The sequence below is a fragment of the Natronoarchaeum rubrum genome (genome assembly GCF_024494695.1).
The window spans coordinates 291,986-312,764 of the sequence record NZ_JANHDP010000004.1 but is presented as its reverse complement, the minus strand read 5'-3'; the positions used below and the strand labels follow the sequence as shown (position 1 = coordinate 312,764).

Below are 20,779 nucleotides of genomic sequence, written 5' to 3'. Positions count from 1 at the left end.
GGCGGCCCGGGCGGCCGCTCCGCTCCGAAACCCCCAAGCGGCCGCCGCGCGAAGCCGGCGCCAATGGAACCATTGGAGCGGTACCGACCGCTGATCGACGACTTCGAGGCGTTTCTCGACGCCTGCGAGCGGCCGCTGTCGTCGGCGGTGCGGGTCAACACGATCAAGGCCGACGTCGACCGGGTGCAGGCCGCCTTCGACGAGGCCGGCGTCGGCTACGAGCCCGCGGACTGGAACGAGCGCGTGCTCACGCTGGACACCGATAGCCCCGGGACGACCTGGCCGTCGATGCACGGCTGGATCCACGGTCAGGAGGAGGTGTCGTCGCTCCCGCCGGTCGTACTCGACCCGCAGCCGGGCGAGCGCGTCTGGGACGCCGCCGCGGCGCCGGGCAGCAAGTCGACCCAGCTCGCCGCGCTGATGGACGACCGCGGACTCGTGGTCGCCAACGACAACAACCTCGGACGGCTGTCGGCGCTGCGATTCAACGCCGAACGGCTGGGCGTCACGAACGCCGCCGTCACCAACCAGGACGCCCGGAACTTCTCGCTGAAGCCGTTCGACGGCAGCAGGGCACGCGAGGAGTCCGGCGCGTTCGACGCGTTCGACCGCGCTCTCGTCGACGCGCCCTGCACCTGTGAGGGCACCATCCGGAAGAACCCCGACGTGTTAGACGAGTGGTCGCTGGATCACGTCTCCAGCGTCGCGGGCGTCCAGAAAGGCATCCTGACGCGAGCGATCCAGGCGACGAAACCCGGCGGGCGCGTCGTCTACTCGACGTGTACGTTCGCGCCCGAGGAGAACGAGGCCGTGCTCGATCACGTGCTCGACGTCGAGGACTGTCGCGTCGTCGAGCAGGACGTACCGATGGACCACGCCCCTGGAATCACCGAATGGGAAGGCGAGTCCTACGACCCGAGCGTCCAGAAGGCCGCCCGGATCTACCCCCACCACAACGATACTGGCGGGTTCTTCTGCGCGACCCTGGAGGTGGGGACGTGAGCGACGACGGCGCGGGCGCTGACGACGCCGGTGACGCAGCGGCGTCGGGCGGCGAGGACGAGGCAACGGCGTCCGGCGGCGACGACCTCCGCCAGAACGTCGGCCGTCGCTTCGCCCGACTGCCGGCGACCGATGCCGAGCGCGAGGTCGAGGGGCGGGCGACTCGCGAGGAAGTGCTCGACTGGTGGGAGACGCGCTTCGGCATCCAACCGGAGACGTTCGCGGAGTACACGTTCTGGGAGAAAGGCGCCGGCAAGATCTGGGCGCTCGCGGGCGAGGTCGTCTCGCCGATCGAGGTCGAGGCGATCGGGATGAAGTTCTTGCGCACGCGCCAGGAGCACTGGAAGCCGACGACCGACGCCGTCCAGCGGTTCGGGCGCGACGCGTCGACGAACGTCATCGAACTCGACGCCGCGCAGGCCAGGGCGTTCGCGGCAGGCGAGGACCTCGAACCGGACTGGGACGGCGACTGGGGCTACCTGATCGCCGCTCACGAGATCGCCGGCGGCGTCGAGCCGATCGGCGTCGGCCTGTTCACTCACGGCACGCTGCGCTCGATGGTGCCGAAGGGGCGCCAGCGGGACCTGTAGCTCTCCGTCCGGTGACCGGATCCGAGGCGGGTCGGCAGGTATCGCGACTGCCGGCTATCCGATCGGTTCGACGTGTGACGTGTTTTTCCCGCTACCAGTACCCGGAAGCTTATGCCCACGTGGTGTACCGCATCGCACGTAGCGTTCACGCTACACAGCGAGTCATGTCAACGTTGAAGCGCTATCTCGACAAGTTCGTCCGTCGCGACGACCGCGGCGGCCTCTTCCGATGTACCGTCTGCGGCTGTACCTACAGCTCCAACGACGAATCCTGCGCCGAGTGCTGGAGTGATCGGCTCGTGCGGATCGAGTAGGACAAGTTCCGTCGGCTTTTTTCCGGCGTCGCGGTCGGTTACTTCGAGATGCCGTAGACGTCCCGCGTCCAGTCCTTCTTGCGCGAGTCGTACACCGCGTGGTCCCGGTCGAGGTCGTCGAGCCGCTCCCGGTCGGTGTCGTCGAGCGACCAGTCGAACAGCTCGAAGTTGTCGCGGACGTGCTCGGGCGAACTCGACTTGGGGATGGCGACGACGTCGTTCTCGATCGCCCACCGGAGCACGATCTGGGCGGGCGTCCTGTCGTACTCGTCGGCCAGTTCCTGGACGGTGTCGTCGCCGAGCACCTCGGTCCGGGCCAGCGGCGCCGCGGCCTCGACCACGGTATCGGACTCGCGGGCCGTCTCGATCCAGTCGGGGCGCTGGAGGTAGGGATGGTACTCGATCTGGTTGACGGCGATCGGTACGTCCGAGACGTGGTTCGCGGCGCCGAGCTGGTAGGGGCTGAAGTTGGAGACGCCGACGTTCCTGACTTTGCCCTCCTCGTGGAGTTGGGCCATCGCGTCCAGCGTCTCGCGGAGCGACACCGCGGGATTGGGCCAGTGGATCAGGTACAGATCGAGATAGTCGGTGCCCAGTTTTTCGAGGGACTCCTCGCAGGAGCGGCGCACCGACTCGTATTCGAGATTCTTCGGGAGTACCTTCGAGGTGAGGAAGACGTCGTCGCGGTCGTACTCCGCGAGCACCTCGCCGATCTCCGCCTCGTTCATATACCCCTCGGCCGTGTCGACGTGGGTGTATCCGGCGTCCAGCGCCGCACGGACGCCCTCCTGGACGGTTTCGCCCCCGATATCCCACGTTCCGTAACCGATCATCGGCATCTCGTCGCCGCTCGGCAGCGTCACTGTCGGTGCGGTCATACGGTCGAACAGAGGAGGGGTTCGCCCTAACCGCTAGGGGTTCCGGCACGCTCGTCGGGAGCGGGCTTGACGCCGACGCGGCCCGCTTGACGCCGACGCGGCCCGCTCGACGCCGAGGTGGGCCAGCCGGCCGCACAGCGACGGCGCTCAGTCGGCGTGGCGGACGATGTGAACGTCGTAGCGCGGATCCTCCGAGAGCGGGTTGCCGACGCTGGTCAGCGGCGTCGAGACGCGCCCGGCGTTCTCGCTGCCGACGAAGATGATCGACGCCTGCAGGTCGGCGGCGACCTGCCGGATCGTCCGGGTGACGTCGGTCGTCAGCGTCGCCCGGTAGTCGGTCTCCTCGGTCTCCTCGCAGCGGAACCGCGCGTCGGGCGCGACGTCCTCGACGCGCTGGCGGAGCCGGGTACAGATCATCTCGGTGTCGAACTGCTCGCCGGGGTCGAGCCAGCCCCGATCGCGGGCGAACTCGGCGTCCGGCGGGATCACCGCCAGCGCGACGACGTCCTCGCCGGTGAACTCGCCGAACTCCGTCGCGCGATCGAGCGCCGCCGTCGAGAGCTCCGAGCCGTCGAACGGCACCAGGAGAGTCATGGTTCCACGCTCGTCGGGGCGGATGTTAATCCTTTCTACGGCCGGGTGCGCACGTCGCCCGCTCCAGCCTCAATCCTCGCGCTCGCGGATCGTCCCGCCGGACAGTCCGTCCCACTCGACGCGGTAGCCCAGCGCCGACAGCGCCGCGCTGGCGTCGGCGACGCCGGCGTCGTCGAGCGCGGCCTCGGCGTCACCGTAGGCCATCCCCGCCTCGATATCGTCGGCGAGGGCGTCCAGAACGGCGGGCCGGATCAGCGTCCGCCCGACCAGCCTGTGCTCGGGGAACGACTTGTCCTCGATCGCGGCCTCGCTGACGCCGTGTCGCGCCGCGAGTTCGTCGATCCCGATCACGTCGTCGTCGGGGGCGAGCTCGTCGGGCAGATCGGCGGCGCTCGCCGCCACGAGATCGTCCTCGTACGCCCTGAGCGCGTCCCTGACGTCCTTGATCCGGACGGTCCCCGAGTAGGGGATCGCGCGGTGATCGCGAGCCTCGATCTGCTCGCCCGCGCCGAGGCTCTCGTCGACGGCGACGAGCAGCTCCTCGTCGTCGACGTGGTCTAGCTTTTCGAGCTTCGAGTCGACGTACTCGGGCGTCCAGAACCCCATGATCTCGAAGTAAACCGTGAAGTCGGCGTGGCGATAGCCGAACGAGAAGTCGGGGATCATGACGCTCTCGCCGGCCGCCAGTGGCTCTGGCTCGCGGGTGAGTTCCCAGTCCAGATCGAGCGACTCGAAGCGCGCGGCGAAGTCGGCCTCGACGCCGCTGTCGTAGCTGACCTCCGTGACGGGTTCGACGCCGGGCACCCGGACCGGGTCGGCGTCCGAGAGGCGCAACTCGCGTTCGGTGCCGCGGTCGTCGATCGTCGCCGAGAGGTTCCACTCGTCGGCCTTGGCGATCGTGCGCAGCAGTCGAGCGAAGCGGGTGCCGTAGCGCCGAGTCGCGCGGAACAGCCGGTCGGGGCCCGTGACGACGACCTCGCGTGCGCTGTTGGGCCCTTCCCCGCTGCCCGACGCCGCTTCGCCCTCGAGCGTCCGCACCTCGTACATCAGCCGCAGGCGCTTGACAGCCGATACCAGCGCCTTCGGGTCAGACGAGCGTACGCGGATTTCGGTCGCGTCGAACAGCGCCGTCTGAGCCAGCGAGAGGTTGTACTGGGCGAGCAGCTCGTCGGGATCCCAGCGCGCGTCGACCGAGTCGAGCACCTGTCGCGGTTCGAGGTCGGCGTACAGCGATCGATCGAGAGCGTCGGGCTCGGCGTCCAGATCGTCGGCGGCTCGGTCGAGCGCCCGCGACCGCTCGGCCGACGTGACGACGCCCTCGGCCTCGGCGGCCGCGAACGCCGCCGTTCGGGCGCGCACGGGCTCGATCGGCGCCCGCGTCTCGAAGGTCGCCTCGCGCTCCAGTAGCTTCGCGAACCCCCGGACCAGCTTGAAGTCCTCGGCCTCGCGTTCGAGGTCGGTCAGCGCCGTAGTCAGCTCCTCCCTACGGTGGCCGACGTGCCCCTGGTACGTTCCGAGGACCTTCGCGGCCAGCGGGCGGTGGCGCCGCTCGGCGAACTGCGGCTGGTAGCCTCCGCCCGCTCGCGAGACGCGCAGAAGGTCCTTGGTCAGCATTCACCGTACGTCGGCGGCGGGGCGACAAAAACGATACGACGGACCGGTCGGTCGCGTCCTCGAACTGGACGCCGACCTCGCTGCGGCGTCACTCAGCCGCCGGCTCCTCGAACTCGCGAAACACCGCGCGGAAGTCCCGGTCCTCGAAGCGGTACAGCGTCGCTTCGAGGTCCGTTTCGATCTCCTCGATCCGGCTCTGGAGTCGCTCGTACGCCTCGCTCTGCCGGATTTCGGCGCCCTCGACGTGCTTTTCGAGCACGGTCCGCTTCGAGACGTTCGCGAAGTACTCCTGGAGCCCGTCCCGGTACTTCGTCCGGTCGAGCAGGCGCTCGATCGTCTCGACGAGATCGTCGCGATCGACGGGCTTGACGAGGTACTCGTCGAACCCCATCTCGACGATGTCGACGGTGGGATCGATCGCCGTGACGATCGCGACGGGACACTCGGCGCCCCGTTCCCGCAGGGCGGCGAGCACCTCGTCGCCAGACACGTCGGGCATCCGCCGGTCGAGCAACACGACGTCGACCTCGTCGTCCCAGGCGGCCAGCGCGGCCTCGCCGCCGGCGGCGACGCTCACGCGGTACCTGTCGTCGAGCCACGAGGCGTAGAGCTCGGCGACCTGCTTCTCGTCCTCGACGATCAGCACGTCTACCGGCGGCCCGCTGTCGGCGTCGTCGTGCCGGTTGCCGTCGGCGTCGTCCGCCGACCCGTCGCTCATGGCGATCGCTCCGTGCCGACCCGATCGGTCGTCGATCCGGCACCATCCGCGGTCGGTCGTCGGTCCGTGCGACTCGCTCCGGTGGCACTCATGCTACAACTGTGGGGACGTTACCCACGGTGCGTTATAGCTCTGGTGGCGGTTTCGATCGAAGCGACCCCGCTACGTCTCGATGTCGACGATCTCGATCGCGCCCGCCCTGACGTCCTCGACGACGGCGTCCCAGTTCCCGACTTCGACGGCGCCGTCGGCGGTCGACAGCGTCAGGGACGCCACCTCGACGTACGGCTCCAGCGGAGAGCCGCCGGTCTCGTCCGAGCGGCGGTACGTCACGTCGGCGATCTCCCCCTCGATCAGGCGGTCGGGGTCGTCCAGCGGCCTCACCGCCGCTCGGACACGACCGCCGTCTTCGACGATCGGGGCGACCGACTCCAGACACTCGCGAATGTCGGTGTACGTCGCCCGCTCGGGGCGATCACGCTGGATCGGGTCCCAGACGGCCCACAGCGCCGTTCGGAAGAACCAGTCGGCCATCTGTGCGAACCAGACGTCGTCGAGGAACAGCCCCTGCTCGCCGACCGACAGCGGTCGGCCGGGCGCGAACAGCACCTCGCGGTGGTCGATCACGACCAGCATCGACGTCGGGAGGTCCCTGACGCGGGTCTCCGTCGGGACGCCGTCGACTAGGTCGGTCAGCGCGTCGCGGTCGTCGTCCGCGTCCAGCTCGTCGCCGTGGAGCGTCAGCTTCACGACGACGCCGTCGTCGCGGGCGTCGGCCAGCGCGTCCGCGAGTTCGGCAAATTGGGCGGGCGTCGCAGCGATCTTGATGCCAAACTCGGCTTCTGCGATGCGCTCGCGGGCGAGCCGGAACAGCGTCTCGAAGCGCTTGACGACGCTGATCTGGCGGTCGGCGATCGGCGGCTCCTCCCAGCGCTCCTCGACGGCGTCGGCGGTCGACTCCAGGTGGTCGGCGGCCGCCGACAGTTCGTCGACCACGGCGTCGGGATCGACCGCCTGCGCGTGGAGCCCGCCGTCGTCGAACGTCTCGACGTATCCCTGTTCTGCCAGCGACCGGATCACGTCGTAGATGCGCGCTCGGGGCACGTCCGCGGCCTGCGCGACGTCGACGGCCGGTGCGCGACCGAGATCCAGCAGCGCCGCGTACGCGTCGGCTTCGTACTGCGTGAGCCCGATCGCCATGAGCCCGTCGCGAAGCGCTCGTTCGTCCATGCGCCGACCTTTCGCGTCGAGGATATTAATCGCGGTTGTCTTGGCGGCGGGGCCGTCTCGGCGACGATCGTGCCGGCGCCCCGCGCCGTCCGCGAGCGCGCCCTACTCGTCGAGAAACTCCGCCAGTAGCTCGTTGAACGTCTTCGTGTGCTCCCTGGGCGGCCAGTGCCCGCAGTTCGAGAGCACCTCCAGCCGGGCGTCGGGAACGCTCGCGGCGGCGTTGCGCGACCACGACGCGGGAAACACCGGATCGTCGGCGCCGTGGACGAACAGCGTCGGCGCCGCGACGTCGTCGAGGCGGTGGGAGTAGTCGGTGCGAAAGCCCGAGCGCCGGACCTCGTGGCGACGCCACCGACGGTAGGCTTTCCCGGCCTGGGGGTGCTGGAGCAGCCGATAGTACTCGTCGATCACGGGCGCCGAGAGCGTGCCGACGTCGGCGACGATCCCCCTGAGGCTCTGCTTTGCGAGCCAGCGATTGCGTTTGAGAACCGACAGCGAGAGCTGGTTGAGCCTGGGTACTCGCGAGAGGGCGAACGTCCCCGCACCGTTGGGAAGTTCGCTGCCCAGGCCGTAGCTGTCGACCAGCGCGAGCTTCCTGACTCGGTCGGGCTCGCGGAGGGCGTAGCCCAGCCCGACGCCGCCGCCCAGCGAGACGCCGACGACGTCGACCGCGTCGAACCCGAGCCGCTCGACGACCGCCGCGACGACGTCGACGTGGAACGCCGTGCTGTAGGAGACGTCGGGCCGCGCGCTGTTGCCGTACCCCGCCATGTCGAGCGCGACGACCCGGCGGTCGCCGGCCAGCGGGCCGATCGTCGCCCCCCACGAGAGCGACGCGGCGTCGACGACCCCGCCGTGGAGCAGGAGGACCGGCGTCCCCCCGCTGCCCGCCGAGAGGTAGTGTAACTGTAGCCCCTCGACTTCGACCCACTCGTCGACGGGCGCTACTTCGGAAGGGTGCTCCGTCGCCATCGTGTGAGTCGTCGTCGTGCGCCCGGAAATACCTTGCAACGGCTGGGGGTCGGGTTGGAGTCGGCGTCGGGACGCCGCGGTCGCTTCGGCGTCCTCGTGCGGCGAAGACTCGGAGGACGCCGCGACGGGTGAATCAGTCGGTGTGAGCGCGTTCGAACCGGCTCGCCGAGAGGAGTAGTTCCTCGACTTCGGGGAGGTGTTTGACGTTGTAGACGACCTTCGTGTCGGTCGTGATCGGCGACGTGATACACGACAGCCGGATCCCGCGGTCGAGCATCTCCTGGGTGAGGACGTGGCTGGTCGGCGGGGGTATCTCGCCCTCGATGACCGCGACCGCGCAGTTCGAGCAGGCGCCGCCCCGGCAGGCGAAGGGCCACGCACGCCCGCTGTTTTCGGCGGCCTCCAGCAGCGACTCGCCGGGGTCGACCGTGATCTCGCCGTGGTCGGATCGAGTCAGGTCCGCCGCCTCCGCCTTCTCGAACAGGTCGTCGTCGTCGATCGACCAGCCGTGGTCGTCGAGCACCTCGTAGTTGAGATACTCGACCCGGTGTTCGGGCGGTTCGGGCTCGGCGTCGACGCTCGGCTCGGCGTCGGCGCTCTCGGCGTCGAGGTCCGCGCGGCCGTCGCCGTTCTGGATCCGCTCGTAGGCCGTCTTGACCGTCTGGAACTCCTGTGCGGACCCGCCCTGATCGGGGTGGGCCTCCTTGACTCGCTGCCGGTAGGCGTCGACGAGTTCGTCCTCGCTCGCGTCGGGATCGACACCCAGAATCTCGTATGGGGACGCCACGGGCGCCACTAGCGAGCGGACGAATATATTCTCTCGCCCGGCGGCGATATCTCCCCGTCGTCCTATTCCACGGTCGTGCGAGAGGCGCAGTCGCGATCACCCCGCTCGAACGACGCCGGGCGCGGTCCCCAAACGCCTAAGACGGACGTTTTCGCCACGTTTTCACGGGGGACTGTAATGTCAGTACGCAGTCGTACGCACGACGCCGATATCGCGCGCGGTGCAGGGGGAACTGTCTGTGATCGACCGACCGTCGACAGCCGGAGGCGGTGATTCGTGTCCGCAGACGCTGTCGATTCGGAGGGCGAAACGTCGGCGGCGGAAACCGCGGCGCCGAACCGCGAGCGTCGAGAGTCGGACGCCGGGCAGTGGCGGCGCGTCGGCACGGCCGCGCTCGGCGGCGCGCTCGTGGTGACCGGACTCAGGCGGCGCTCGCTCGGGGGGACGGCGATCGCGCTCGTCGGCGGCTGGCTGTCCGCGCGCGCCGTCTGGGGGCTGGTCCGTCCGGACCGGGCCCCCAGCGCGTCGGCGAGTCAGGCCGAGCCGGAACTCGACGACGATTCGCTGACGATCGCCGAGTCCGTCACGGTCGCGAAGCCGGCCGACGAGCTCTCGGAACTGCTGAGCGACGCCGAAACACTGTCGCGGATCGCGGAGCCGGTCGCCGAGGTCGAATCGACTGGGGAGGACCGCCAGCGCTGGACCGTCGGCGCCCCGCTCGACAGGAGGGTATCCTGGGAGGCGGAGCTGATCGCCGAGGACGCCGCCGACGACCTGCGCTGGGAGCCGGTCGACGAGTCGGCGCTGTTCGACGAGCTGTCGGTGGAGTTCCGCGAGGCGCCGGGCGACCGCGGGACGATCGCGACGCTGCGACTCGAACTCGATCCGCCGGGCGGCGAACTCGGACGGTCGGCGATCGAACGCCTCGACGTCGTCCCCGAGTCGCTCGGGGGCGTCGCGCTCGATCGGTTCAAGAGCCTCGCCGAGACGGGTGAGATCCCGACGACCGAATCCAATCCCTCGGCGCGCGGTCGGGGTGATCTGGTGTGAGCCGAGAGACGATGGAGGCCGTCTGCTGGCACGGCGACCGGGACGTCCGCGTCGACGAGGTGCCCCGGCCGGAGATCGTCAATCCGACGGACGCGATCGTCGAGATCACGGCCACGGCGATCTGCGGCTCCGATCTGCATCTGTACAACGACAGAGTGCCCTCGATGCGCGAGGGCGACGTGCTGGGTCACGAGCCGATGGGCGAGGTCGTCGATGTCGGCGACGAGGTCGAGACCCTGGAGATCGGCGACCGGGTCGTCGTCCCGTTCACGATCAGCTGCGGGGAGTGCTGGTTCTGCGAGCAGGGGCTGTACTCGCTGTGTGACAACTCCAATCCGAACGCCGAGATCGCCCGCAAGATGATGGGCCACTCGCCGGCCGGCCTGTTCGGCTACTCCCACATGATGGGCGGCTACGCCGGCGGGCAGGCGGAGTACCTGCGGGTGCCCTACGCCGACGTGGGGCCGATCAAGATCGACTCCGACCTGTCCGACGAGCAGGTGCTGTTTCTCTCGGACATATTCCCGACGGGGTACATGGCGGCCGAGAACGCCCAGATCGAGGAGAACGACACCGTCGCGGTCTGGGGCTGCGGCCCGGTCGGGCAGTTCGCGATCCAGAGCGCCCGGATGCTCGGCGCCGAGCGCGTCGTCGCCATCGATCGGGTGCCCGAGCGCCTGGAGATGGCCAGCGAGCACGCCGACGCCGAGACGATCGATTACGCCGACGAGGACGTGTACGACCGATTGATGGAGCTGACCGGCGGGCGCGGCCCCGACAGCTGCATCGACGCGGTCGGGACGGACGCCCACGGCGTCGGCCTCGAAGGCGTCACCGACCCGGTGAAACGGGACGCGAAGCTGCAGGACGACCATCCCTACGTGCTCCGCGAGGCGATCGAGTGCTGCCGGAAAGGCGGCACGCTGTCAGTGCCGGGCGTCTACGTCGGGCGCGCGAACGTGCCGTTCGGCGCCGCGATGAACAAGGCGCTCACGATCAAGACCGGCCAGACCCACGTCCAGCGCTATCTCGATCCGCTCTTGGAGACGATCGAGGACGGCGAGATCGACCCGTCGTTCGTCGTCAGCCACGAGGAGCCGCTGGACGCCGCTCCCGAGATGTACGAGACGTTCAACGACAAGGACGACGACTGCATCAAGGTGATCCTGACGCCCTGACGCGGCGTCCGTCAGCGTATTATCTTCGCCGGCTCGCCACGCCTTCCTCCGCGGTGTCGTCCGCGATCACCTCGTACAGCAGCGCCCGGTCGGTCTCCTCGCTCGGTCGGAGGATCCGTCCGAGCCGTTGGGTGAACTCCCGCTCGCTGCCGCTGCCCGAGAGCACGACCGCGACGCTGGCGTCGGGCACGTCGATCCCCTCGTCCAGCACGTTCGAGGTGACGACGCGCGTGTACTCGCCCGCCCGAAACTTCTCCAGAATATCCCGGCGCTCCCGGGTCGCGGTCCGGTGGGTGATCGCCGGGACGAGAAAGCGCTCGGCGATGCGGTAGGCGAAGTCGTTGTGGGCCGTAAAGACGATCGTGCGCTCGCCGCGGTGGCGATCGAGAATCTCCGCGAGAGCGTCGATCTTGCCGTCGCAGCTCATCATGATCTCGCGGGCGCGCTGCTTGGCCAGCAGCGCCTCGCGCGCGGCCGGGTCGTTTCCGGAGCGCTTCACGAGTTCCTGATAGTCGCTACCGCTCCTGAGCTGGATGTTCGATCGGGCGAGGTAGTCCGTGAACGTCCCCTGATTGGCGTCGTAGTTCTCGCGTTCCTCGTCGGTCAGTTCGACCGAGAGCCGCCGAACGTCGTACGGCGAGAGGTGTTCGCCGGCCAGCTCGTCGGGGTCGAGCGAGTGGACGACCGGACCGACCAGTTCCGCGACGACCTCGTGGGCGTCGTCCGGGCGCTCGAACGTCGCCGTCAGGCCGAGCCGGGCGGGCGCCGCGAGCAGGCGGGCGATCTCGCGGTACCCTTCGCCGCCGAGGTGGTGGACCTCGTCGAAGACGACCAGCCCGAAGCGATCGCCCAGCTCGTCGGCCCGGAGATACGCCGAGTCGTACGTCGCGACCGTGATCGGCCCGACGCGCTGGACGCCGCCGCCGAGCTGGCCGATCTCGACGCCGGCGGCGGACCCCGTGCGGACGCCGCTTTTTCGTTGGCTTCCCCCTCCCCCGAACTCGGTTTCGAGCTCCTCGCGCCACTGTTCGAGCAGGTCGATCGTCGGTACCACGACGAGCGTCGGCGTCGACAGGTCGGCGATGGCGGCGACGCCGATCACCGTCTTGCCGCTCCCCGTCGGCAGTTCCAGCACGCCGCGACGCGGCGCCGAGACGCCGCGTTCCGTCTCCGCGTCGGTCGCGCTTTCCGCAGCGGCGCCGCTCTCCGCGTCGGCGGCGGACGCTGCTGCGCCGCTGCCCTCCCGCCACGCGTCGAGCGCGTCGGTCTGGTACCCGCGGAGCTGGTAGCTCGACGCCAGTTCGGGGACTTCGGGGAGATCGAGCACCCGATCGTCGACCCCGCGCTGGGCGAGCGCGTCGCGGACCGCGCCGTACCGGTGTGCCGGCGCCCGATAGCTCTCCGAGCGCGGATCGTACTCGGCGTGAGGGACGGCGTCGGCGCCGTCGCCCTCGATCCGGAGCGTCCCCTCCTCGAACGAAAGCGCGATCACGACCGGTCGTAGGCGTCCTTCGGTAAAAAGCCACGCTACCCGCATCGACGGAGTTCCGTCTCGCGAGCCCGCCGGGGCGGCCGTCGGTGCGTTCCTGAACCCTTATACTTGCCCGGGGGTTTGTACCGGCCATGAGCGAGGACGAGGGAACGGAGGCCGCGCCCGTCGAGCCCGAGGTCGACGCGGACGGCGAGGCGGACGTCGAGATCAGCGAGGATCTGGTCGCGAAGGTCGCGTCCCACGACGCGGAGCTCGGTCAGGAGGTCAAGTCGCTGGCCGAGATCGCGATCGAGCTGAACCACGCGGTCTCGGATCTGGAGAGCGATCTCGAAGAGGTCCGCTCCGAGCGCGACGAACTCGAAGCGGAACTCGAGGAGGCGCGCGAGGAGGCCGAGGACTACGAGGACAAGCTCCAGCGCAAGCAGGCCGACTTCAAGAACTACAAGGAGCGCCAGCAGCGCGAGCAAGAGCGCATCAAGGAGCGGGCCACCGAGGACCTCGTCGAGCGACTCGTCGAGGTCCGCGACAACCTCACGCGGGCGTCCGAGCAGGACCACGACAACGTCGAGAGCATCCGCGAGGGCGTCGAGATGACGCTCAAGCAGTTCGACCGCATCCTCGAAGACGAGAACGTCACGACGGTCGAACCCGAACCCGGCGACGATGTCGACCCCCAGCGCCACGAGGTGATGATGCGGACCGACAGCGAGCAAGAGGAAGGCAGCATCGTCGACGTGTACCGGCCGGGCTACGAGATGGCCGACAAGGTGCTCCAGTCCGCGCAGGTGACCGTCTCGACCGGCGAAGCCGCCGACGCCGAGACCGAAGACGAGGGCGACGACGCCGAGTCCGAGGCTGTCGACGAGAGCGACTCCGACGACGCCGAAGTCACCGACGCGGGAGACGACGAGGTGGCCGAAGAGGACTCCGAGGAGGTCGATGCCGACGAGGAGGATGCCGGTGAGGACGATGTTTCCGGCGACGACAACGATGCCGGTGAGGACGAAGACGCCGGTGACGACGACGCAGAATCCGATTCGGAGGACGCCGGCGACGACGGAGATGCCGATGCAGAAACGGAAGAAGAGGGCACGGACGAAGCGGACGCCGCCGACGAGAACTTGTCAGACAACGAGGAGGCGGCCGACGACACCGACGCTACCGAGGAGGAATCGGAGAGCGACGCCGAGGCGTCGACCGAGGAGGACGCCGAGGCCGAAACTGACAGCGATCAGAGTGAAGTCGAGCCCGCTGCCGAAGACGACGAGTAGGCGATTCGGGTTCCGCTTCGACGCCGTCCCGAGTCCCATAAAAACCGCGAAACTGACGGTCCGTCGAGAACCGTTCACAGCCCCGTCTCCCCGGTTTTAATTCGCATATCTGCCACTGTGTAGAAAGGTTTATACGGAACAGCACACAAAGCTCTTGCAAGATGGCCAGCAACAAGATTCTCGGTATCGACCTCGGTACCACGAACAGCGCTTTCGCCGTGATGGAAGGCGGTGACCCCGAGATCATCGTCAACAGCGAGGGCGAGCGGACGACACCCTCTATCGTCTCCTTTACCGACGACGAGGAGCGCCTCGTCGGCAAGCCCGCGAAGAATCAGGCGATCCAGAACCCCGAGCGCACGATCCAGTCGATCAAGCGCCACATGGGCGAGGAGGACTACACCGTCGAGATCGACGGCGAGGAGTACACGCCCGAGCAGCTCTCGGCGATGATCCTCCAGAAGATCAAGCACGACGCCGAGGAGTATCTCGGCGACGAGGTCGAGAAGGCCGTCATCACGGTCCCGGCGTACTTCTCCGATCGCCAGCGTCAGGCCACCAAGGACGCCGGCGAGATCGCCGGCTTCGAGGTCGAGCGCATCGTCAACGAGCCGACCGCGGCCTCGATGGCCTACGGGCTCGAGGACGATCAGGACCAGACCGTCCTCGTGTACGACCTCGGCGGCGGGACGTTCGACGTCTCCATTCTCGATCTCGGCGGCGGCGTCTACGAGGTCGTCGCGACCAACGGTGACAACGACCTCGGTGGCGACGACTGGGACGAAGCGATCATCGACTGGCTCGCCGACGAGTTCGAGAACGAGCACGGCGTCGACCTGCGCGAGGACCGCCAGGCGCTCCAGCGACTCAAGGACGCCGCCGAGGAGGCCAAGATCGAGCTCTCCTCGCGCAAGGAGACCGAGATCAACCTCCCGTTCGTCACGGCGACCGACGACGGCCCGATCCACCTCGAAGAGAGCCTGACTCGCGCGAAGTTCGAGTCGCTCACCAGTGATCTGATCGAGCGCACCGTCGAGCCGACCGAGCAGGCCCTCGAGGACGCCGGCTACTCCAAGGACGACCTCGACGAAGTGCTGATGGTCGGCGGCTCGACGCGGATGCCCCAGGTCCAGGAGCAGGTCGAGGAGATGACGGGCAAGGAGCCCAAGAAGAACGTCAACCCCGACGAGGCCGTCGCGCTGGGCGCGGCGATCCAGGGCGGCGTGCTCGGCGGCGAGGTCGACGACCTCGTGCTGCTCGACGTCACGCCGCTCTCGCTCGGGATCGAGGTCAAGGGCGGCATCTTCGAGCGCCTCATCGAGAAGAACACGACGATCCCGACCGAGGAGTCGAAGATCTTCACCACCGCCGCGGACAACCAGACCTCCGTGCAGGTTCGCGTGTTCCAGGGCGAGCGCGAAATCGCCAACGAGAACGAACTGCTCGGCGAGTTCCACCTGACGGGCATCCCGCCGGCGCCGGCCGGAACGCCCCAGATCGAGGTCTCGTTCTCCATCGACGAAAACGGCATCGTCAACGTCTCCGCCGAGGACAAAGGCTCCGGCAACTCCGAGGAGATCACCATCGAGGGCGGTGCCGGCCTCTCCGACGAGGAGATCGATCAGATGCAGGCCGAGGCCGAGGAGCACGCCGAGGAGGACCAGCAGCGCCGCGAGCGCATCGAGGCCCGCAACGCCGCCGAGGAGTCGATCCAGCGCGCTAACACGCTGCTCGACGAGAACGAGGACGCGGTCGACGACGCGCTCCGGGAGGACATCGAGGCCGAGATCGAGGACGTCGAGGCCGTCCTCGAAGACGACGACGCCACCAAGGAGGACTACGAGGAGGTCACCGAGAGCCTCACCGAGGCCCTCCAAGAGATCGGCAAGCAGATGTACGACCAGCAGGGCGCCGCCGGCGGCGCCGCGGGCGGTGCGGGCGGCATGGGCGGTGCGGCCGGACCGGGCGATGCAGATCCGACCACGGGCACCGACGGCGGTCCCGAGGCCGGCGACGGCGACGAGTTCGTCGACGCCGACTTCGAGGACGTCGACGACGAGGACGAGGACTGAAAGGACGAGTCCGAGTCGTCGGCTCGGGAGACGAACGAAGTGAAGTCTCCCGGTGTCTCGAAAAACGAACGAAGTGAGTTTTTCGAGTTTGACGAGAGCGACTCGTCGCGTTACTCCTCGTCGCTCTCGTCGGCTCGATAGACGAGCGGAGCGAGTCTATCGGTGTCTGAAAAAGCGAGTGTAGCGACCTTTTTAAGTTGGACGACGCCGCCGACGGGTAACGCGAAACGGCACTCTCGTCGGTTCAGGCGGGTTGCATTTTTTGCGGTCGCTACGACCGGTCAACAGCCTTCGGCAGTGGCGTCCAGCTGCCGCGCCGAGATTCGGCCGTCGCTCTCGGCGGTGACCTCATAGCCGGCGTACGAAAAGGTGATCCGGCCCGAGACGGGCGCGGCGTCAGAACCGGCCGGCCGGAAAACGGCGTCGAGCGCCTCGGGATCGACGGCGTTGTACAGCGGTTCGAGCGTCGCGTCACAGTCGGCAGCGGCGTCGGGAGCCGGGGAGATATCGGCGGCCTCCGCCACCGCCTTGACGACGCCGCGGCTGAGTCGTTCGTCGCGGGCGCAGCGGTACGTGACCACAGGATCCTGTCGATCTCCGCTCGTCATGCTACGTCTAGCACGTCCGAATCGTTCAACCGCGTTGTTGCATACGTAAGGCGTTCATTGCTCGTCCTCGCGGTGTTCGCGGACGAGCGTGCTTTCGATGAGGTTGCGGTAGCCGCGCCGGAGCCGGGCCGACAGCGCCTGTCGGGAGATGCCGAACTGCGCCGCGAGCGCATCCTGATCGGGGCGCCCGACGTCGTCGTAGTACCCCTCGCGGTAGGCCAGAACGAGCGCCTCGCGCTGCTCGGGCGTGAGGTCGTACTCGTCGCCGGGCGACATCTCCGAGAGGCGGCTGAGCCGGGTGAGATCCACGGGGATATCGTGGTCGTCGCAGTAGCGCCGGAACTCGGCGAACTGGTCCATCGAGGCGGCCCGCAGCTCGAACACCCAGCCGTCGATCGAACCGGTCGCGGAGAGGACCGTCACGTCGGTGGCGCCGACGGCCGCCATGATTCCCATGTACTCGGGGTCCCACTCGGCGTTAAAGAGCCCCCTGTCGCCGACAATCTCCATCAGCGTGGCGGAACGGAGTTCGGGCAGGTTGTCGAACAGGTCGCGGATCGCCGCCAGATCGCCGTCAGGGTCGGTCACCCAGAAGAATGGCATCACGGTGTCGCCCGTCGGAACGACCCGATCCAGCTCCAGCGTCGCGTCGGGACGCTCCTCGAACACCCGCCCGAGCGGGAAGTCTGCGGCCGGGAGCGTGAACTCGGCGATGGCGGTCATAGTAGCAGGTGGCTTCGCCGCGGCGTAAAGAACCCGGGGCCGCGCCGACGGGGCGGTTGCTAGCCGCGGGACCGGTCACCCGAAGCTCTCGACTTTCGCGCTATCGAAGTCTGCACCCGCCGATTCGAGCGCGTCCCGGACGTCTTCGACGAACTCCTGAAAGCCGAACACGTACACCTGCCCCTCGTCGGCAACCTCGGCGACGGCGTCGGACAGCGAGTCGTCGCCGACGATCGCGACGTGCGCGCCAGCGTTCGCGAGCGCCGAGAGTCGCTCCTCGTGAGCGGGCTCGTCGTCGCGGTAGACGATCGAGACCTCGCCGCCGGCGCTGGCGGCCGCCTCGCCGAGACCGACCGCGGGGCCGACGCCGGGGCCGCCGGCGAACACGACGACGCTGGGTTCGTCCTCGTAGTAGACTTCGCCGAATGGTCCCTCGATCGTGACGTCGTCGCCGACCTCGCGGTCGGCCAGCCACGGCGAGAGGTCGCCCTCGGGATCGACGCCGACCGTGATCTCGAACGTCTCGCCGACGCCCGGCGAGGAGAGCGTGTAGTACCGCGAGAGCTCCTCGCCGTCGATCGTCGCCCGCACGAGTACGAACTGCCCGGGCTCGGCGTCGAACCCTGTCGGCGTCTCGAACGTGATCGCGATCGTGTCGGGACCGACGGTGTCGACGGCGCTGACCGTCGCCGCTGTCTCGTCCATACCTGGCCTAGCAGCGGTGGCGGCCTAAGGACTTGCGTTCGGCGTACGACGGCGTCGCGATTCGGAGCGCGCACGACGGATCCGGGCGATCGTTTCCGGTCGTCGTTCCACGGGTGTCCACACTCGCGTGATCGTGAACCCCACACAGTGTGCGTGTGTTCACCTTGGGCACGTATCGTCCCCGGAACGCACCTATAAGTGTTGTTGTTCGCGCAATTGTTTTGGAAACGAAAGCGAACGCAGTCGACGTTTCAACCGGCCCATCTGGTGGTGTTCCAGAAGGTTTTTCATTTGGCGCGGGCTACCTCCGCGCCACTACCATGGCCGAGGATTTAAACTGGGCAATCGGCGGGGAAGCCGGTGACGGGATCGACTCCACCGGCAAGATCTTCGCCCAGGCGCTCTCGCGCGCTGGACGGCACGTGTTCACATCGAAGGACTTCGCGTCCCGGATCAGAGGGGGATACACGGCGTACAAGATCCGGACGTCGACCGAACAGGTCCAAAGTGTGGTGGACCGACTCGATCTGCTGGTCGCGCTGACACAGCGGACGATCGACGAGAACCTGGACGAACTCCACGAAGACAGCGTCATCATCTACGACGGCGAGCGCTCCTGGGACGCCGAGATTCCCGACGAGATGCACGCCGTCGACGTGCCGCTGAAGTCGCTGGCCGAGGACGCCGGCGGGGCGATCATGGCCAACACGGTCGCGCTGGGGGCGGCCTGCGAGATCGCCTCGTTCCCGATCGAGAACCTCGACGAATCGCTGGAGAAGCGCTTCGGCTCGAAGGGCGAGAAGATCGTCGAGAACAACAAGGAAGCAGCTCGCCTCGGTCGCGACCACGTCCAGGAGAACTACGACGAGTTCGACTACGAGCTCGAGACGACCGACAACGACTACGTCCTGCTGAACGGCGACGAGGCGATCGGCATGGGGGCGATCGCCGCCGGTTGCCGGTTCTACTCGGGCTACCCGATCACGCCCGCGACGGACGTGATGGAGTATTTGACGGGTCGGATCGACCGGTACGGCGGCACCGTCGTCCAGGCCGAAGACGAGCTCTCGGCGATCAACATGGCGCTCGGCGCTGCTCGCGCCGGTGCGCGAGCGATGACCGCAACGTCCGGACCGGGGATCGACCTGATGACCGAGACGTTCGGGCTGGTCGCGACCTCCGAGACGCCGCTGGTCATCTGTGACGTGATGCGCTCGGGCCCCTCGACGGGGATGCCGACCAAACAGGAACAGGGCGATCTGAATATGGCGCTGTACGGCGGCCACGGCGAGATTCCGCGCTTCGTCGTCGCGCCGACGAACGTCGCGGAGTGTTTCCACAAGACCGTCGAGGCGTTCAATCTCGCCGAGCAGTACCAGACCCCGGTGTTCCTCGTCGCGGACCTGGCGATGGCGGTCACCGAGCAGACGTTCGCGCCCGAGGAGTTCGATATGGACGAGGTCGAGATCGACCGCGGCAAGGTCGTCGACGACGAGTCGGTCGACGAGTGGCTCGACGGGCAGGGTCGGTTCCGCGCCCACGCCGACACCGAGGACGGCATCAGCCCGCGGGCGCTCCCCGGCACGGTCGACGGCGCCCACATGTCGACCGGTCTGGAACACGACGAGCTCGGCCGACGCACCGAGGACACGGACATGCGCGTCCGGCAGGTCGACAAGCGCGAGCGCAAGGTCGAGACCGCTCGCGAACGCGAGGACTGGTCGCCCCGGGAGTTCGGCGCCGAGGACTCGGAGAACCTCGTCATCTCGTGGGGCTCGAACGAGGGTGCGATGCAGGAGGCCATCGAGTTCCTCGAGGACGACGGCATCGACGTGCGATTCCTCTCGGTGCCCTACATCTTCCCGCGGCCCGACCTCTCCGATGAGATCGGGGCAGCCGAGAACGTGATCGTCGTCGAGGAGAACAAGAAAGGGCAGTTCGCCGACCTGCTCGAACACGACGCGCTGGAGCGGGTGCAACGGGTCAACAAGTACAACGGCGTGCGGTTCAAGGCCGACGAGCTCGCAGACGATATCAAGGCCGCGCTCGCGGGAGACGCGGAGGTGAAAGCATGAGTTCAGACGTTCGATTCACAGACTTCAAATCCGACAAGCAGCCGACCTGGTGTCCCGGATGCGGCGACTTCGGGACGATGAACGGCATGATGAAAGCGCTGGCCAACACCGGCAACTCCCCCGACGACACGTTCGTGGTCGCGGGGATCGGCTGTTCGGGCAAGATCGGGACGTACATGCACAGCTACGCGCTCCACGGCGTCCACGGCCGCGCGCTGCCGGTGGGTGCCGGCGTCAAGCTCGCCAACCCCGACCTCGAAGTGATGGTCGCGGGCGGCGACGGCGACGGCTACTCGATCGGCGCCGGCCACTTCGTCCACGCGGTGCGCCGGAACGTCGACATGACCTACGTCGTCATGGACAACCGCATCTACGGGCTCACCAAGGGCCAGGCCTCGCCGACCTCGCGCGAGGACTTCGAGACCTCGACGACGCCGGAAGGCTCGAAGCAGTCGCCGGTGAACCCGCTGGCGCTCGCGCTGGCCTCGGGTGCGTCCTTTATCGCGCAGTCGTTCAGTTCGGACGCGATGCGCCACACCGAGATCGTCCAGGAGGCCATCGAGCACGACGGCTTCGGCTTCGTCAACGTGTTCAGCCCGTGCGTGACGTTCAACGACGTCGACACGTACGACTACTTCCGCGACTCGCTGGTCGATCTCTCGGAGGAAGAGGACTACGACCCGACCGATCGCGAGCAGGCCAAAGAGACGATCCTAGACGCCGACAAGGAGTACATGGGCGTGCTCTACAAGGACGAGGACTCGGTGCCCTACAGCGAGCGTCACGGACTCGACTCGGACATGTCCGAGATTCCCGACGGCGCGCCCGAGGACGCGATGGACCTCGTTCGGGAGTTCTACTGATCCTGCCGCGGTACTGAAGCTTTTTACTCTTCCCGCGCAGGTC

Annotated in this window: 20 protein-coding genes; 9 read left to right on the top strand and 11 right to left on the bottom strand. The window is 68.0% G+C overall.

Annotation, left to right across the window (positions count from 1 at the left end; all coding sequences use genetic code 11):
• The first annotated feature begins 63 nt into the window (after positions 1-63).
• From NO931_RS12310 to NO931_RS12300, 3 genes are all read left to right on the top strand, one after another.
• The gene (locus tag NO931_RS12310; RefSeq protein ID WP_256392630.1) at positions 64-1,002 is read left to right on the top strand and encodes an RsmB/NOP family class I SAM-dependent RNA methyltransferase; all 939 of its coding nucleotides are present in this window, start codon (positions 64-66) and stop codon (positions 1,000-1,002) included.
• Entirely contained in the window at positions 999-1,592 is a 594-nt protein-coding gene (locus NO931_RS12305) for a DUF7122 family protein (RefSeq protein ID WP_445668785.1), read from the top strand. The genes NO931_RS12310 and NO931_RS12305 overlap by 4 nt, the downstream gene beginning before the upstream one ends.
• 164 nt (positions 1,593-1,756) lie before the next feature.
• Positions 1,757-1,906 (top strand): hypothetical protein, encoded by a 150-nt coding sequence (locus NO931_RS12300; RefSeq protein WP_256392629.1) that lies wholly within the window; start codon positions 1,757-1,759, stop codon positions 1,904-1,906.
• Between the two features lie 38 nt (positions 1,907-1,944).
• Here NO931_RS12300 and NO931_RS12295 read toward each other — a convergent pair whose 3' ends face one another.
• From NO931_RS12295 to fer, 7 genes are all read right to left on the bottom strand, one after another.
• On the bottom strand, positions 1,945-2,784 hold the full coding sequence (locus tag NO931_RS12295; RefSeq protein ID WP_256392628.1) for an aldo/keto reductase: 840 nt from the start codon (positions 2,782-2,784) through the stop codon (positions 1,945-1,947).
• Positions 2,785-2,931: 147 nt separating this feature from the next.
• Entirely contained in the window at positions 2,932-3,378 is a 447-nt protein-coding gene (locus NO931_RS12290; protein WP_256392627.1) for a universal stress protein, read from the bottom strand.
• Positions 3,379-3,447: 69 nt separating this feature from the next.
• The gene (locus NO931_RS12285) at positions 3,448-4,992 is read right to left on the bottom strand and encodes a DUF790 family protein (RefSeq protein WP_256392626.1); all 1,545 of its coding nucleotides are present in this window, start codon (positions 4,990-4,992) and stop codon (positions 3,448-3,450) included.
• Between the two features lie 88 nt (positions 4,993-5,080).
• The gene (locus NO931_RS12280) at positions 5,081-5,710 is read right to left on the bottom strand and encodes a response regulator (protein WP_256392625.1); all 630 of its coding nucleotides are present in this window, start codon (positions 5,708-5,710) and stop codon (positions 5,081-5,083) included.
• Between the two features lie 162 nt (positions 5,711-5,872).
• A complete protein-coding gene (locus NO931_RS12275) occupies positions 5,873-6,940 on the bottom strand; it encodes a TrmB family transcriptional regulator (protein WP_256392624.1) in 1,068 nt (355 codons plus the stop codon).
• Positions 6,941-7,042: 102 nt separating this feature from the next.
• Positions 7,043-7,912, bottom strand: a complete 870-nt coding sequence (locus NO931_RS12270; protein ID WP_256392623.1) for an alpha/beta fold hydrolase — start codon at positions 7,910-7,912, stop codon at positions 7,043-7,045.
• Positions 7,913-8,045: 133 nt separating this feature from the next.
• The gene (gene fer / locus NO931_RS12265; RefSeq protein WP_256392622.1) at positions 8,046-8,699 is read right to left on the bottom strand and encodes a ferredoxin Fer; all 654 of its coding nucleotides are present in this window, start codon (positions 8,697-8,699) and stop codon (positions 8,046-8,048) included.
• Positions 8,700-8,975: 276 nt separating this feature from the next.
• Here fer and NO931_RS12260 point away from each other — a divergent pair, with 276 nt between their 5' ends.
• Positions 8,976-9,749, top strand: coding sequence for an SRPBCC family protein (locus NO931_RS12260; RefSeq protein WP_256392621.1), 774 nt, complete (start codon positions 8,976-8,978; stop codon positions 9,747-9,749).
• 11 nt (positions 9,750-9,760) lie between these two features.
• Positions 9,761-10,927, top strand: coding sequence for a zinc-dependent alcohol dehydrogenase (locus tag NO931_RS12255; RefSeq protein ID WP_259371542.1), 1,167 nt, complete (start codon positions 9,761-9,763; stop codon positions 10,925-10,927).
• Between the two features lie 19 nt (positions 10,928-10,946).
• On the opposite strand, the gene NO931_RS12250 is transcribed toward NO931_RS12255, so the two are convergent.
• A complete protein-coding gene (locus tag NO931_RS12250; RefSeq protein ID WP_256392619.1) occupies positions 10,947-12,419 on the bottom strand; it encodes a DEAD/DEAH box helicase family protein in 1,473 nt (490 codons plus the stop codon).
• Between the two features lie 131 nt (positions 12,420-12,550).
• Here NO931_RS12250 and NO931_RS12245 point away from each other — a divergent pair, with 131 nt between their 5' ends.
• The gene (locus NO931_RS12245) at positions 12,551-13,690 is read left to right on the top strand and encodes a nucleotide exchange factor GrpE (RefSeq protein ID WP_256392618.1); all 1,140 of its coding nucleotides are present in this window, start codon (positions 12,551-12,553) and stop codon (positions 13,688-13,690) included.
• Between the two features lie 161 nt (positions 13,691-13,851).
• The gene (gene dnaK / locus NO931_RS12240) at positions 13,852-15,762 is read left to right on the top strand and encodes a molecular chaperone DnaK (RefSeq protein WP_256392617.1); all 1,911 of its coding nucleotides are present in this window, start codon (positions 13,852-13,854) and stop codon (positions 15,760-15,762) included.
• 281 nt (positions 15,763-16,043) lie between these two features.
• Here dnaK and NO931_RS12235 read toward each other — a convergent pair whose 3' ends face one another.
• From NO931_RS12235 to NO931_RS12225, 3 genes are all read right to left on the bottom strand, one after another.
• On the bottom strand, positions 16,044-16,370 hold the full coding sequence (locus NO931_RS12235) for a HalOD1 output domain-containing protein (RefSeq protein WP_256392616.1): 327 nt from the start codon (positions 16,368-16,370) through the stop codon (positions 16,044-16,046).
• A gap of 54 nt (positions 16,371-16,424) precedes the next feature.
• Positions 16,425-17,093, bottom strand: a complete 669-nt coding sequence (locus NO931_RS12230; RefSeq protein ID WP_256392615.1) for a helix-turn-helix domain-containing protein — start codon at positions 17,091-17,093, stop codon at positions 16,425-16,427.
• 75 nt (positions 17,094-17,168) lie between these two features.
• Positions 17,169-17,798 carry a ferredoxin--NADP reductase gene (locus NO931_RS12225; RefSeq protein ID WP_256392614.1) on the bottom strand — a complete coding sequence of 210 codons (630 nt, stop codon included), beginning with the start codon at positions 17,796-17,798 and terminating at the stop codon, positions 17,169-17,171.
• A gap of 320 nt (positions 17,799-18,118) precedes the next feature.
• Here NO931_RS12225 and NO931_RS12220 point away from each other — a divergent pair, with 320 nt between their 5' ends.
• Complete coding sequence (locus NO931_RS12220; protein ID WP_256392613.1) at positions 18,119-19,873, top strand: 2-oxoacid:acceptor oxidoreductase subunit alpha; 1,755 nt, start codon at positions 18,119-18,121, stop codon at positions 19,871-19,873.
• Complete coding sequence (locus NO931_RS12215) at positions 19,870-20,736, top strand: 2-oxoacid:ferredoxin oxidoreductase subunit beta (protein WP_256392612.1); 867 nt, start codon at positions 19,870-19,872, stop codon at positions 20,734-20,736. The genes NO931_RS12220 and NO931_RS12215 overlap by 4 nt, the downstream gene beginning before the upstream one ends.
• Positions 20,737-20,779 lie beyond the last annotated feature (43 nt).